Here is a 15,532-nt window from a genome sequence, read left to right as displayed (position 1 = left end):
TACATCCTCCTAACCCATATATTTTTCACGGAACTCACGACTGAGTGGCTGCACTTGATTCACTTCTGCAATCAATTCTTGAACGCAAGTCAATAAGATTGAGACGTGCTCTTGAGTCACTTGATGATTTTCTCTTGCGACAACCAGAACTTCATACACATCTCGACTAATCTGTTCAAACTTTTGAGACTGCCAAAGGGAGAACCAACTTTCAAAAATTCTATCCTGATAATTCTTTTTCAATAAATTTTGACGAAGAAATTCTGAGAAACTATCCACTTTTTGTTCCCTCATCATTTCTTTTATCTGTTTTTCTTCTTGTCTCGTAATTCTAAATTGCTTTCGGATTGACTTAATTTCTTGTCCCATTCTGATATCCCTTCAATATTCTACTTGTCTGACAGTGTCAGTCTACCTCACATTGTCATTACGCTTCCTAAAGACCTCACTCGCTTCTTGTTCGGTCTTTGCGAGCTCAGATATTGTGTCCACAATATCCCAAAAATCATATCGTCAACCGATCAAAACCTTCCAGTTTTGACAGCCAACGATAAGATAACTTGGTGGCTCCGCCCCCAAACCCCTAAGATAAATCTAAATTAAAAAAAGTATAACAAATACTTTTTGATAAAATTATCACAGAAAAAGAGCCCTGTCGGACTCTTACAAATTAAAACAATGTCTCTGATATTCATACTGTCTAATACCACTACTGTCTTTGTTCATCTTGATAGAAAAAACAAAGTAATGGTCACGACCGTCTAAAGATTTACTTTTGTTAAGTTTAAAATAATGTTTTTGAGACATAGCCATTGTGCGTAAAATATCATCAGTGATAAATGTTAATGGTATATCTAAAGCTGAATACTTGTAAAAATCTGACTCAAACTGTAAATAAGAATCTGAAAAATAATCCAGCTGCAATTTATCGTCATATAATTCTTTACGATTCATATAAATCCACCCCTTCTATCTGGATATCGAGTATATCTTCCCATCTTAATCGAAGAAAACCAGAGTCTGATTTAATGGATATAGACTCTCTCCCAATCTCTTTAACAATACCCGATACTACTTTTCTTCTATTTGAGAGCTTACAAACAAAAGTTGCTGGGAATACATTCGTATAAAGTTGACGAACAAATAGAACTTTCTCTTCCATTGATAGGGAAATGGAGATATCTTCTCTATTTTTTTCTTCCCAAAGAGAACTGGAATGTTCTGATAAAAAGAATCCCATCCACTTAGCCATCCCACGGTCTTGATACTCTCTTGCAGACAAAAAAGGTAAATAAGAACGATTCATCATTTTAGTCCATCTAATCCTCCAGCTGAATGACCACCAATGAGTTTACTTCTTGCGATTGTTCTAGAAGCTTGATCCAGGGCATTCCCTTTCAATAGTGAAGTAAAACCAAATTCTGTTCGAATAGCATCGATTGCGGACTGGAGCCTTTCTTCTTTTTCTATTTTCTCAACATCATCAAATAATGAAATCAATCCAAATGAATCATCTACTAAACCTGAATAGCTCACGGCAACACTTCTGATAGCTCCTGAAGTATATTTAGTGTGAAATAACTTTAAAACATAGTTTGTCAGTAGTGCTGTTTGATTGGTTGGTTCAATCTTCATTTGAGTATGAATAGATCGTTTCTGTTCCACTTTAGAATACCCTAAGTGTATAGAAACTACAGTTGCTTTCTTACCAGCTCTTCTCAATCTAACCGCAACTTGTTCTGCCATCTCACGAAGTATGATCTCAATATCTCTTGGTTTGACATAATCTCTAGGTAAAACTTGAGAGTTCCCTATCCCTTTTGACTTTGGCTTATAAGGTTTATGAACATTACTTTCATCAATCCCATTAGCATGAAACCATAACTCTAAGCCCATGATACCAAGCTCTTTTTTAATCAAGTCAGGATTAGCTTGTGCCAATTCTTTAATCGAAAAGATTCCTAAACTATGTAATCTCTTCTCCATACGATTCCCAATTCCCCAGAAATCTGTCATTTTAGGGATAGACCATACTTTCTTTTCAACATCTTCATAGGACCAATTGGCTCTCATTGTCGGAGTCTTTTTAGCTTCATTATCTAGTGCTAACTTAGCTAATAAGGGATTGGCATTAGACATACCTACCGTTGAATAGATTCCTGTTTTTCTCCAAATCTTTTTTTGAATAGCAGCTGAGATAATGTCTAACTTATCTTTTCGACTAATACTTTTATCAGGCACAAAATAATTTAATGAACTGGTTAAATCGATAAATCCTTCATCAATTGAGTAGGGATAAATATCGTCTGGTGCTGCAAAATCTTGAAAGATTTTTTGAATCTCCATATTGACTGCAATATAAGTATCCATTCTCGGAGGAACAATCACTGTTGATTTTGCCCAGTCCTCTATATAACGGACATAGTCTATCGTTGTCGGCAAACCTTGTTTTCTAGCATTATAGTAAGAGAACTTTCTAGTCTTTACATCAAATGGTAAATCATAGGAACGTCTAACATTTGATTTCCCAAATACCTTCTTAAACATAGGAGAGGAAGCAAGGATTAACCCAGCAGAATTATCTGCTCGACTCATAACACAAAGTGAAGTCTTAAGCGGGTGTAAGCCTCTATCGACACACTCTACACTTGCGTAAAAAGATTTCATATCAATAAAGGCAATATCGCTTTTAGGTTCGAGACTATAATCAAACCAAGTCATACTCAGTCCTCTAAAGGCATAAAGTTTCCAACGATTTTCCCTATGATACGAGGATTCTCATCATAAGGCGCAAACTTATCTGAATAGTTCCGATTGAGTGAAACTAAACGTAGCCCATTTTCTTCACGATACACTTTCTTGATATAGGTTTGACCATCCCAATCTATGGCATAGATAGCTCCATCATAATCAAATCCTGTTTGCTTAATAAGGGCTACAGAACCATTTTCATATGTTGGTTCCATCGAATTACCAAACACCCATGATGCAAAGTCATAATCAAATTGGTGATTAAAGTAAACTGTATCGTAATTACCATCATCAAAATAAGCTGTTCCTGTACCAGCTGATAATTTTTCGTAGACCTTATAAGCAAAACGCTCAGGAATGTCTACAACCTTCGCATTCTGTTTGTTCAACAATTCTGTAGCATAATGAAGTGTCGCTTTTTGATTCTTTTCCGTTAGCTTGAGATAAGTTTCAACTATTTCATACTCTGATTCAAAATAGCAAGGGTCGACAGTTAAAATCTGGCTCAACTTACTTAGATTATTTTGATTCGGTTTTGTTTTACCTGATTCCCAATTAAAGTATGAGGCTCTACTGATTCCCAAACTGGATGCAAGTTGTGATTGCGATAATCCTTGACTTTCTCTTTTTTCTTTTAATTTAGTAGGTGAAAACATTTGTTCTCCTTTTTGTAAGTTTATTAACTAACAAAAGAATACCATAGCTTGCTGAAAAAATCAAGAGTTTAATAACCCCCATGTTCTAATTCCGAGAATACATTTGAAATAAAAAAGAATGCTGACAAATCAACATTCTTATATATGTGAAAATCTTATTAACCGTTCCAAAAACTATTTTATTACATATTTCCTTTATCTATTTGATACTTTATAGCAATTCTGGTAGCCTCAGAACGGTCAAATCTATTAGTATCGAAATAGTAGAAATATGGAACTGCATAGCCATAGGATACTTCTAATTGAGTTTCTTTCTCCAATAATTTAACTAATTGATATGTGTACTTCTTGCAAAACATCGAATATAGAGAGCTGAATTGAGACTCAAATACAATTCCTTCTCTTTCAAACTCAGAAATAATGGCTTCAAAATCATTCCCTAACATATTTCTTACTTCTTGTAATTTCATAACTTACTTCCTATCCTTCTTTTTCTTTCATTTTATTAATTATATTTTTTAAGAAATCATCGAATCATAATGTACTTTATCAAGTTTCTGAATGAGATTCATCAAAAATTTTGCATTCGCAATCACAGCATCTGAACGATAAGGCGTGTGCGAAAGCACATTTATAAAACTTAGTAACTCACCTAATTTCCTGCGATAGTTATTACTAAGTGGTTCACCAGTTGCTTTCATATAAAATTCTTCAATTGCTGAATGATTACTACGTTGAGGTAATAGATTTGGCTTTTTAAAATATAAAAATTCTTCAAAAACTCTTCTCATGCTATTAGCAGTATGATATCTTTCGGCTTCAGTAAGCTCTTCTGAATAATTTTTTCTACTTACCTCTATAATTTCTTTGAATAGTAGTTTATAAGGAGGTAAATTTTCATGAATTTTCCTAACCTCGCTCGTTTCTTTTTTGTACACTTCAAATAACGAATAAACATTTTCATCATTCAAACGGTAGCCTAAGCTACTGAAATCATTCCAAGAATGAGTAAAGATAAAAACTTGTGGTTGGTCTTCTTCAAAAATCCTTTTTATAATTTCTAGTACATAAAATCTATTCGATTCATCTAAACTAGATATCGGGTCATCAACAACAATTAACTCAATTGTTTCTTTTATTTGTAATTGTTCTTTATCAGAATACAACTCAAAATAAAAAAATAACAAAGCTAATAGATTTTTTTCACCCTCACTAATATCATTTATTGACAAAACAACATCGTGAAAATTATGCTGAAGATAATAATTTTTACCATGTAATTGTAAAGAGAATTGAATCCCTAAATCTTTCAATACTTCATTCAAAAACTCCGCAAAATCGCTATACTCAGATAAACTTTTATTTAAATTTTCAATTTCAAGTCGTTTAATATTATTGGATCGTTCGATAGATATTAACTCCTTTTCAGAATTTTCTATAGAATTAATGCTCTGTAAAATATCAGTATCTTTTATAGCTAAATAAATAGCCCCCTTAGTTAATGTTTCTATATTAGATAGGTCACTATTAATTCTATTTAATTTAGAACTACGAAGATTCTTTAAATTGAGATCTAGTTTGTTGACCTGATTTTCAAATTTCTTTATACTATCAAGATTTACTGAATGAGTATTATTCATATCAGAAAGTTTTGTAATAATAATATTAATAATTTCTATGAGTCCCTGTTCACTCTCTATAGTATAGTAGTTATGTATTTCTTCCTCAGAGACTTCCAATATTCGTAAAGAATTTGTGCTATTTTTTGCTTCATTAAAGAGAGATAAATTATTTTTTAACTTTTCGAGTATGAGAGACAGTCGTTGAGTATCTTTTTGAACCTGATTTCGTTTATATTTTTCTACTCTTAATTTAATCTCCTCTATATTCAACTGACTATGACAAAATAAACACTCATGTTCATCTTGATGATGTATACTCAGTCCCTCTTCTATCCAATTAACAATTTTAAAGCTGGGAATATCTTCAAGCTTATAATTTTTTGATAAACAAGTATCCAAAAATTCCAAATCCTCTGATGAAAGAGCTTTAATTTCTAAATTAGGAAGAACAATATTCTGAACCCTTTCTAATTCCTTTTCAAGGGACTCGCTATCCCCTGAAAAATCTTTTATATTAGTAAGATTGGGATTGACTTTTTTGGCATCTTCCAAATCGTTTTCATAGCTAGAAATTACTTGTCTTAATGTAAAACTTGAGTTCTTTTTAGATATCCTTGCTTTGCCTTTTTTAGAATCGTGAATATCATTAATTTTCTGTCTAACAGTATCACTATCTTCCTTAATTGACATTTTAAGCTGAATCGTATCTACGATTTCAGATTCTAGTTTAATAATCTTATTTTGAATATCAGTGTCTTTTTCACCAAAAAAAGCCTTTACGCCCTTTAATTCATTGTTTGAGTCTGTCAATAAGAGCTTATCCCGTACATAGTCTCTATTAAAAAAACGGTATCCATCTGAAGACGTCTCTGGAAAAGACCTATATTCATCAATAATCGCTCTGGCTAGTGAACTCTTTCCTCTACCATTGTGACCAAATACTAAATTTTTTCGTTTAAAAAAATCATCGGGAATATCATAATTATCAAACGACTTTATCGTCAGTTTCTTAAGAGTTGAAATTATCATTGCTAAACCTCCATTACAATTTTATTGTACCATATTTCATATGAATAGAAACATTTATATTATCAATAAAATTCTGCTAGCCTTACTTCCTCCTCTTCTTAAACTCCTCTATCCGTTTCTCTAATTTATCCGTCTTAAGTTGAGACTTGGCTTTATCGATACAGTCATCTATGCTTTCCACTTTTGGAAGTGGAACAACGGTAACGCTATCCTTAGTTGATACTGTTATAGTCAATTGAAACAAGAATAAGACAAAAGAGCCTCGAAAAAAGTATTACAACTTGGTAATACCTTTTTGAGGTGCTTTTTGATATGAGCCCATGTTTTCTCAATAGGATTGTAGTCAGGTGAGTAGGGAGTAGGGAGGAAGGAGTAAAAGTTTATGTCCAAATTCTTCACATAAAAGCTCTAGCTTACCCATTCTATGGAATCTTGCATTATCCATAATAATAACTGAGGGTGTATTTAATGTTAGCAAGAGAAACTTCTGAAATCAAGTTTCAAAAAAGTCGCTCGTCATTGTCTCTTCGTAAGTCATTGGAGCGATTAACTCACCATTTGTTAGCCCTGCAACCAAAGAAATCCTCTGATATTTTCTTCCAGATAACTGACCTTTCAATGAGCGACCATATTCTCGATAAAAATAAGTATCGAATCCTGTTTCATCAATATAAACAGGTGCTAAGTGCTTTAAACTATTAAAATTCTTAAGAAATAAAGCTACTTTTTCTGGGTCTTGTTCATAGTAGGTGTGGTTCTTTTTTTTCGAGTGTAGCCCATAGCTTTGAGAGCATAGTGAATAGCAGTTGGATGACAGCTAAATTCAGCAGCTATTTCAGTCAGATAAGCGTCTGGATTATCAGTAAGATAGTTTTTAAGTCTATCTCTATCAACCTTTCTTGGTTTTGTTCCTTTTACTTGATGGTTTAGCTCTCCTATTTTCTCTTTTAACTAATGGTATTACGTGAGATTTGGAAAACATGTGATGCTTCTGTTATACTACCTGTTCGCTCACAATGACCGAGAACTTTTTTACGAAAATCTATTGAATATGCCATAAGAAGATTATACCACATTATGTACTATTTTTGGTTCATTTCACTATAGTAACAACTAAGGCTATTACGTGAAATATCCCCAATTCGTGCAAATTCTAGTTGTGTCATGTCATGTGTCTTTCGTAAAGATTTGATATGGTCTCCAATCAGGGAAATTTCTTTTTACTTGATAATACTATCATATCATTTAGAAAATTAAAAAGACTGATTCAAAATCATTTGGGGCTATAGTTCTAAAATTGAAATTTTTCGTGCTAATTCTATGCAATCTTGATTTTCTAATAAATTTGTACTTATTTCCTTCAACCTATACTAATCCCCCATTGTTTCAAGTTTGTAATTAAATCAAAAGTATTAGATATGATTTAAAAATCGTGTTTTAAGCTCTCGTTGACCAATATCATAGTTTGCTATTTAATTTTTACTAAAAAAATCATTATACAAATCAATCTACTAAAGATGAATTTATGGTATACTAATGATAATAAATTGTTATCGATAGGAGAAGTCAGTGTATAAAATTAATAAATTTGAAGGTGAAATCTATCAGAAGTTAAATAAAATTCTTGATTCATATAACCAAGAACAGAATAGCGTAATAAATCTTGCTGCATGTATTAGCTATCCATTCACCGAAGTATTAGAGATTCAAAGTTTCCCTCTCGCTACTCTGCCAACAGAGGGAGCTGTTGAAAAACGCTTTTTTCCTCATTGTACTTCATTGGATAATATTGAAATATATTCAGAAGAATTGTGTCTTCAACTTTTTGATTTAAATCCTGGTGATTATAGAGTTAATGTGCAACCACATTCAGGAACTCAGGCTAACCAAATAGTCTATAATTGTGTTTTAGAAAGTGACGATTATATTTTATCGTTATCTCCAAAAGACGGAGGACATATTTCACACACTTATACAGGCAAAGGTACTGTAAAATATTATCACTTAGATCATGATTTAAATATTGATTATATCGAATTAAAGGAATTATTAGATAAATATAAACCTAAATTGATTATTATTGGTGCTTCATCGTATGGAAATGAATTTAATTATCAACAAATTTATGAAATTATAAAAGAGGTTAGCCCCAATACCCTTATTTTAGCGGATATTTGCCATAGTGTTTTATATATTATGGCAAAGCTACATAAGTCGATTTTTCCATATGTCGATTTCGTTACTTTTACAATGGATAAATGTTTACGTGGGCCTCAAGGAGGAGTACTAATGTATCGTTCTATATTTGAAGAAAAAATAACTAATTCAATTTTTCCTAGAACACAGGGAGGTCCTACACAAAATGCATTATTTGCGAAATGTATCTGTTTAATCAAATTATTATCAATAGATATTCAAGATTATGCACAACAGGTTATAAAAAATACTTTATTGTTTATAAAACAATTAAGTAAAGAAGGGGTTGATGTTGTTTATAAAAACTCAAAGACTCATATAATTTTAGTTAATCTACTGAATCTAAACTTGAGTGGTAAGGATGCAGAGAATCTACTTTTTCAACATAAAATATTAGTTAACCGAAATCAAATTCCAAATGATACACACGGACCAATGACGACTTCAGGAATAAGATTAGGAACAATCGGAATTACAAATTTATCCTATACTGATGATGATATTAAAAAATTAGCTAAACTAGTAGCTAATTTATTAAAATATAAACAATATGATTATTCCATATATTTAGATCTCATTCGCAAGTACCATGAACAAATTAATATCTCCAATTAGGAGAAAGACCTATACAGAAATTATATTTTTTGTAAGGAATCAACAGATAGTATTTAGTGAGTCCGTCTTGATAATCATCAATATAAGTTTTTTCACAAACAAAAGGAATATCATCAAATTGTTGTAAATTGTATACTATTTGAAATTTATACCAAGGATCGTCTATGAGTGGAATTTCTTCCTCAAAGTTTCTTAGTGAATTTTGAAATTCTGTAAAAGAGATTCTTTCAGAAATCAATTCAATAATTAATTTGTTTAACTTGAGCATCCTAATATCTAAGGTCAAAGCTTTAGGACATTCTTGAAGTGATTTATTTATAAACTTCAGAGATTGTTGATAATTTTTATTCATCAAAAAAATAATTGATTTATTACAATATGGTTCAAAAATTTCATTTGAATCATATTTTTTTAGTATTTTTATGGCCTTATTTAGATTCTCTAAAGCTATATCATATTCTCCGTCCCAGATATTAACAACACCTAAATTATTATATACTGTTGCAACAGGTATTTGATATTCATTACGTTGAAAATAGTCCAATGCTAGTTTGAGATTTTCGGTAGCTTCTTTAGTTGGGAAATAATGAGCAGAATTTCGTAAAATAATATAATAGAAGTCGTCTTTTTCTACAGAATTCATGCTTTCATTAAGGAGTTTAATTGCCTCTCGATCTTTACCTAAATGACCATAAGCATTTAGCTTGTAGAGTAATGTTCCAGAGCAATTTTCTAACTTTTCCAGTGATTTTAGCGCCTCCTCAAATTCATATTTTTGAATTTGAAATCTAGGATAGTATAGCTGTAAATCTTTTGAATAATTATCTTTTTGAAGACTGTTTAAAATAGCTAAACCTCCATTAAAATCAGAAATCCACTGGTACGAGTTCAACATATAATGTAAGTATTTTTCGGGTAATAATTCTATTAAATGAAGTATCTTCTTACTCAAAGATACAATGTAAAAATATGAATTTTTCCTGTATTCGATTTCAAGTAACTGTTTGATATATTCTACATTTTGCCGCAACTCTTCAATATTACATATATTTATTAAGCAGTGAATTAAATAAGCTAACTCGCCACCAACTCCTATAGATAGGATAGTTTGCTCTAAATATATTTTTAGATTGTTGGTTACTAATTGAAGATCAGAAGCATTTGTGTGATTTAAAATACCATTTACAATTGATTCGTGTGAAATTTTGATTTTATCATTTGTATCACCATTAATATAGACAAAACCTGCATCAATAAGGGATTTTAGAGAATCAGCTACTTCAGTATTTTCGTCTAATATAGATTTAATGTAGTTAAAAACTATATCTTTTTTCATACCAGCAGGAAAAATTGATGATATGATAAGTATATTTTTTTGAATATCTGGAAGTTTGTCATATATATCAGAAATATTAAATAATTCTGAATTTGGATTATCAATAAGTCTGTTAATAATTAATTCAATATCTTTATAATTACCTTGTGTTATCTGCCAGATTTGATTCAATTTGACATTATCAAGTAAAGCAATTTTATTTCTTATTAGTAATTTACACTCATCCTCAGTAAGATACGATAAATTTAATACAGTAGGAGTATAATTGTCCAATGTATCTAGTTTATCAATCGATTTTAACTTATCATTTGTTCGGTTTATAATTGTTAAAGAGATTCCGCTTTGAAGTGTATTAAAGTCATCTTCAAATTTTATTTTTATATCTTCAGATAAAAATTGATAATTATCAATAATAATATTAAGACGGATTTTTTTTGAAACATGAATGAAATATCTTAAATATAAATCATTTTCAAATATTCCCTCCTTTATTTCAGTAATAACTTCTTCCCAAGGATAATCAATTACTTTTTTGTAAGTTGTATCGAACGCAATAAACGATCTGATTAACCTAAGACTATGTTTCAGAGTTAGATTTGTTAGTTTTTGTTTTCTTAAATAATTTGAAAACGAATATTTTTGAGGTATTGATAAGCATAGATTTCTTCTGAATTGTGTTGGGACATACGCTCCTTTTAGTAGATTTTCAAAAAATTTATTACTTTCAAACCCATCATTTATAACATCAATGTAGAGAATAAAGGCTTCTTTATCATGGCTGTAAACTCGTTGACAAACCTCTTTGATTAGCTCGGTTTTACCACTACCACTTAAACCATTAATAATATATAAACTATTTTTATCATTACTAGAAAATTTAAAATGCTGTTTTAATTCTTCTATTTCAGTATCGCGACCGTAATACATAAAACATCTCCTACCGATAACAATTTATTATCACTATACAAAGCACTCAAATAGGTTTATAATAGCATGATTATTGATAAAGGAGATTTTTATGGATTATAAACTTATTTCTAATTACTTAGATTATTGCAAAACTCATAAGCGTTTGAGTTCACACACAATTCGCGCTTATAAGAATGATCTTATGCAATTTTATAACTCAGACTATGATAATGTCGAATCCTATATAGAACAGTTGACACGATCTAACATAAAAACGAATACATTAAGAAGAAAAATTGCTTGTATGAAGGTGTTTTATAACTATCTACAATACCAGAACATAATTGAAGAGAATCCCTTCAATCAATTGCGCTTTCAATTTAGAACTGAAAAAGTATTGCCTAAAACGATTCCGTATGACATTCTGAAAAGCATTTTTATATATTTAGAACAGAAAGTAATTGTATCTAAAACTGACTATCAAAAACAACACGCTGAAAGAAATCTACTAATTATTTCACTTTTACTTTCAACAGGCATCAGAATTTCTGAACTTTGCCACATTCATCTCAAAGACATTAATCTTTCCAATAAGACACTCCATATTATAGGAAAGGGTAAGAAAGAACGTATCCTATTTTTAGGAGATCAAAAAACATTCAATTTATTAGAAACATATATAAATAAAACAAGAAATGAATCCAATGATTTCTTGTTCCCTGGGAAACATTCACTTAAACCATTGTCAGAGCAAAGTGTACGTTTAGTTTTAAAGAGAATTGTTGAACAAAACAGCCTATCTAGAACTATTACACCGCATATGTTTAGACATAGCTTTGCGACAATGCTTCTAGATAGTGATGTAGATATTCGATATATTCAACAAATTCTTGGACATAGTTCTATATCAATCACACAAATCTATACTCACGTATCTCATTCAAAACAAAAAGAAATACTTAGTTCTTTTAATCCCGTATCAGTAATTCATTCTGAAATCGAGTAAGAGACATTTCCAAAGTCTACAGTTCACTTCATCTTAAATTAATTTTTGTAGTTCGACTTTAGTTAATAGTTTTATACTCAACAAAAGCAAAAAACATATAAAACTTCACTTTGAATCAGCATTTATACTATATTCCGTATTAAGAACTCCATAATTGTTTTTCTAAAATACATCTTTCAAATATCCTTAAATATAATAAAAAGAGATGGGCAAAATCTCAATTCCTGAAGAAAATGGAGTAAATCTTCCCACAAGAAAACGCATAATTTCAAGTTTTTCAACACCTGAGACTATGCGTTTTTGGTTCTAAAAAATTTTCGCCCACCTTAAACAACTAACAAAAGTTATAAGTAGACTATATTTTAAAATTTGTGTTCTAACAACCATTTCAATTAGTTAAATCTTTAAATCTTTCTTCTTCAGATTTAAGCATATCCTTTTCTACCTGACTCCACTCTCCAAACAGTAACTCGTGAAGAACAGCTGCTGCTGATATTTCATCATCTCTCGAATCGTAAACACAGGTCCTATCTCGTTGATAGATTTGGATTTGTTCAAAGATACCTAATTGCTCCAGCTGGTGGGTATTCTCAACTAGATTGTTCACTATCAGATCATGATGTTCTTTTGGAGTTGCGCATGCTTGATTTGGATTGATAGCGTACAGTTCTTCGTATCGGATAAGAGTACTCAGATAGGACAATTTGGGCTTGGTTGCGATTATGGCTAATTGTACTTCATATCCCTTACTTTTCAAGAGTTGTGCTGTTTTCTTTGGAACGTCAATCGTTCGTAAAGTTCCCTCAATCAACAGATTGTATCCCAAATGACTCAATTCAGTTACTAAAGACTCTACCATTTTCCCAGCAAAATCTTTGGTGTATTCAACACTATCTTTGCCATATTCTTGCTGCAGTTCTAAATAGTGTGGATGCTGAGAACGAAAACTATCGCCATCTATGATAACAATATTTCCTTGAAATTCTTTCTGTTTAATACGATGAATTGTAGTCTTACCGGCACCACTTTGCCCTCCAAGCAAAATCGCTATAGGTTGCTTACTGGACTTTTTTCCTCTTGTCAGTGAACGAAGATTCCGTGCTAGAGCATGTTTGAATTCACTATCAGTATAATCTTGGATTCCCATTAGTCTACCATCCGTTTTTCAGATATCTCTAACATACGTTCAATTCCATCCAAATAGCCGCTATACCTCTCTATTTCGTCAAAAGTTTCTACTAAATAGATATTCGTATGAATCAAGTCAGATAGATCGTCACTCATTAAAATCCAAGGATTAGATTCATCATCAATGCTAATTCCCTGACTATCTTGATAACGATAGAGTCGTGATAATAGATTAGCACCTCTTTCCTTCACAATTTCAATTTTTAAAGTCAATTCATAATCTTCAACAGGATTAAGCATTTTATCTTCTCCTACAATATCGACATAAGATACATTAAACTTCTGACAAATGATGTCTATTAGTTCCGTAGAGACTGAACTAGTGCCATTTTCATAGCGACTCAGACTATTTCGTGAAATACCTACAATCCGTGCAAATTCGTGTTGTGTTAAGTCATGAGTTTTACGTAAGGACTTTATATTTTTTCCAATCATGGCAAACTCCTTTATTTTTATAAATCCATTATAGCATAAAAAAGCAGAACGCACCAAAATTGGTGCATTATTTCTTGTTTTTCTATCTAAACTTTACTTCTAGAAAAACCACCTAAAAAGTTATTCCTTTTTAGGTGGTTTTTCTCAAAATACTATACATTAAAATACTCTTGTTTAATTTTTGTAAGCAAATTGTTAGCAACAGAAGTTACACCAACATGCATCAGTTCAGGATCAGAATAATCTAGATTACGAGCATAGCCTTCTGCAACAGTCTGAGCAATACGCTCATCCAATTTATAATTGGAGGCTTTTAATAGTACTTGAAGTAATTCTGAACTATATAGTTTAATATTATTTTCCAATGATACTACTGCCATTTTTGTAACTCCTCTCCTATTTTTGATTGATAAACCTTCTCTATTTTTATTATATCACAAAAAGATTGGTTGTGAATGGATAATTGTTTAAAAGAATAGGGTTTTCTAAACTTTTTTTGAAAAGTTTGTGTTTGTATTTTGGCTTGGTTTTCGAATCAAAAAGAGAGAATCAAGTTGATTCCCTCTCTATGTTAGTTTTTCCTTACTTTCCCTATAGGAAAGCTAGGATCTATTAAAAACTTCTTTTTTATGTGAACTTCCCCATCTTTCGATAAATAGAATCCCCACTAACAAAAGGATAATCAGGCAAGGAAGTAAAACTAGCCCCATGTCCCAATTTAGATTGACATTATCAATTTGCTTAGGTAATCTTCCAGACAAAATCTCCACTGAACGCAAGTAAGTAAAGGGAATCAGATGTGCAATCCTTTGAAGAGGCTGAATTGTTTGGATGCCAAACAATAAGCCAACAATCCCAATGAGTGAAAGAAAGAGTACAGGCATTTTTTGCTTGAAAAAGTAAGCAATCAAGTAGACGACTTCCACAATGACGATAAAAGCTAAGAAAGTTAGTAACAAGCTAGGAAATAACACATCTTGTATCTTCCCAATAGTTACCTCTTGATTCGTTAAGCTATAGAACGGGTATGGATAATCTAACTGTCCAAAACCACTTATCAGACTTCCCACTAGAAAAGAAAATCCACTGATTCCGATAAACAGCACAGTTACATAACCCACTCCAACTCCAAGAGAGGACATGGCAAATGCCACTTTTGAAAAAGGATATAACTGAGCTGTGTCCAGATGATTTTGATATCTTTCTGCAAATAGTTGCGTTAGCATAAAAATAATAGCAATCACAAACAAGGTTGGGATGATAGCCTCTAAAATCCAGACAATCTGATCAATCCCGTGGGTTGGATAAACTAAATTGTGCGCTTTTATGTTCAAGGGATACAGGGCTTGGTAAGTCTTTCGTTCGCGGTCAACCGCTATTTTTAAGTCCGAGCTAGAAGTTGGGTCATTTGATACAGTTTCATAACTCTTTTCCTCAGCTTGCCACTGCAAATAGTAGGCTTCTTCCCAGCGTCCTTCTTTTAATAAAGTCAGAATTTCTTTCTTTTGCGTCAAAAGATTTTTTTGCAAGTCTAAATTTTCTTTAGCAAACTGGTATTCCTCCGTGCTGGTGTCAGACATTTGGGAGAGCTTCTCTTCATTTTCATTGATAGCTCTCTCGTTGGCTGCAGTACGAGTTTCCAACCTGTTCTCCAAGCTGACTGAGTTTGCAGTCCGACTATTGAAATAAAAGGTAACACCGAGTACAGATACAAATAAAGCTAAGATAATCCAGTTTAAGCGACTTTTGAAAACTTTTTTTAATAAAAATAGACCAACATCTTTCATAA

Annotated in this window: 14 protein-coding genes and 2 pseudogenes; 2 read left to right on the top strand and 14 right to left on the bottom strand. The window is 31.6% G+C overall.

What is annotated here, in order from left to right:
• Positions 1-9: 9 nt before the first annotated feature.
• From M594_RS05560 to M594_RS05520, 9 genes and pseudogenes are all read right to left on the bottom strand, one after another.
• Positions 10-369 (bottom strand): SAG1252 family conjugative relaxosome accessory protein, encoded by a 360-nt coding sequence (locus tag M594_RS05560; RefSeq protein ID WP_048787830.1) that lies wholly within the window; start codon positions 367-369, stop codon positions 10-12.
• A gap of 294 nt (positions 370-663) precedes the next feature.
• The gene (locus M594_RS05555; protein WP_001080184.1) at positions 664-954 is read right to left on the bottom strand and encodes a DUF5960 family protein; all 291 of its coding nucleotides are present in this window, start codon (positions 952-954) and stop codon (positions 664-666) included.
• Positions 944-1,309 (bottom strand): hypothetical protein, encoded by a 366-nt coding sequence (locus tag M594_RS05550; RefSeq protein ID WP_049539642.1) that lies wholly within the window; start codon positions 1,307-1,309, stop codon positions 944-946. Before M594_RS05550 ends, M594_RS05555 begins: the two co-directional genes overlap by 11 nt.
• The gene (locus tag M594_RS05545) at positions 1,306-2,721 is read right to left on the bottom strand and encodes a Y-family DNA polymerase (protein ID WP_173876184.1); all 1,416 of its coding nucleotides are present in this window, start codon (positions 2,719-2,721) and stop codon (positions 1,306-1,308) included. The genes M594_RS05550 and M594_RS05545 overlap by 4 nt, the downstream gene beginning before the upstream one ends.
• 2 nt (positions 2,722-2,723) lie before the next feature.
• On the bottom strand, positions 2,724-3,407 hold the full coding sequence (locus tag M594_RS05540) for a LexA family transcriptional regulator (RefSeq protein WP_173876183.1): 684 nt from the start codon (positions 3,405-3,407) through the stop codon (positions 2,724-2,726).
• 182 nt (positions 3,408-3,589) lie between these two features.
• Positions 3,590-3,877, bottom strand: coding sequence for a hypothetical protein (locus M594_RS05535; protein WP_173876182.1), 288 nt, complete (start codon positions 3,875-3,877; stop codon positions 3,590-3,592).
• 48 nt (positions 3,878-3,925) lie between these two features.
• Complete coding sequence (locus tag M594_RS05530; protein ID WP_173876181.1) at positions 3,926-6,058, bottom strand: AAA family ATPase; 2,133 nt, start codon at positions 6,056-6,058, stop codon at positions 3,926-3,928.
• A gap of 231 nt (positions 6,059-6,289) precedes the next feature.
• Positions 6,290-7,116: pseudogene (locus M594_RS05525) on the bottom strand (IS630 family transposase).
• 48 nt (positions 7,117-7,164) lie between these two features.
• A pseudogene (locus tag M594_RS05520) lies at positions 7,165-7,266 on the bottom strand (XRE family transcriptional regulator); the annotation flags it as partial.
• A gap of 361 nt (positions 7,267-7,627) precedes the next feature.
• Here M594_RS05520 and M594_RS05515 point away from each other — a divergent pair.
• A complete protein-coding gene (locus M594_RS05515; protein WP_050088028.1) occupies positions 7,628-8,869 on the top strand; it encodes an aminotransferase class I/II-fold pyridoxal phosphate-dependent enzyme in 1,242 nt (413 codons plus the stop codon).
• On the opposite strand, the gene M594_RS05510 is transcribed toward M594_RS05515, so the two are convergent.
• The gene (locus tag M594_RS05510) at positions 8,853-11,132 is read right to left on the bottom strand and encodes a tetratricopeptide repeat protein (protein WP_173876180.1); all 2,280 of its coding nucleotides are present in this window, start codon (positions 11,130-11,132) and stop codon (positions 8,853-8,855) included. The genes M594_RS05515 and M594_RS05510 overlap by 17 nt on opposite strands.
• A 91-nt stretch (positions 11,133-11,223) precedes the next feature.
• Between M594_RS05510 and M594_RS05505 the strand changes: the two genes are divergently transcribed.
• The gene (locus tag M594_RS05505; protein WP_173876179.1) at positions 11,224-12,120 is read left to right on the top strand and encodes a tyrosine-type recombinase/integrase; all 897 of its coding nucleotides are present in this window, start codon (positions 11,224-11,226) and stop codon (positions 12,118-12,120) included.
• Between the two features lie 388 nt (positions 12,121-12,508).
• Here the strand turns inward: M594_RS05505 and pezT are convergent, their stop codons facing one another.
• The 4 genes from pezT to M594_RS05485 form a co-directional block, all read right to left on the bottom strand.
• Positions 12,509-13,267: a type II toxin-antitoxin system toxin PezT gene (gene pezT / locus M594_RS05500; RefSeq protein ID WP_173876178.1), complete on the bottom strand. Its 759-nt coding sequence runs from the start codon at positions 13,265-13,267 to the stop codon at positions 12,509-12,511.
• Positions 13,267-13,743 carry a type II toxin-antitoxin system antitoxin PezA gene (pezA, locus tag M594_RS05495; protein WP_173876177.1) on the bottom strand — a complete coding sequence of 159 codons (477 nt, stop codon included), beginning with the start codon at positions 13,741-13,743 and terminating at the stop codon, positions 13,267-13,269. Before pezA ends, pezT begins: the two co-directional genes overlap by 1 nt.
• A gap of 152 nt (positions 13,744-13,895) precedes the next feature.
• The gene (locus M594_RS05490) at positions 13,896-14,123 is read right to left on the bottom strand and encodes a hypothetical protein (protein ID WP_173876176.1); all 228 of its coding nucleotides are present in this window, start codon (positions 14,121-14,123) and stop codon (positions 13,896-13,898) included.
• A gap of 222 nt (positions 14,124-14,345) precedes the next feature.
• The gene (locus M594_RS05485; RefSeq protein WP_173876175.1) at positions 14,346-15,530 is read right to left on the bottom strand and encodes a hypothetical protein; all 1,185 of its coding nucleotides are present in this window, start codon (positions 15,528-15,530) and stop codon (positions 14,346-14,348) included.
• Positions 15,531-15,532 lie beyond the last annotated feature (2 nt).

It is taken from the genome of Streptococcus mitis, from assembly GCF_013305725.1.
Taxonomy (GTDB): Bacteria; Bacillota; Bacilli; order Lactobacillales; family Streptococcaceae; genus Streptococcus; species Streptococcus mitis_BO.
Note: the sequence above shows the minus strand (reverse complement) of the source record. Positions and strands in the feature narration are given on the sequence as shown.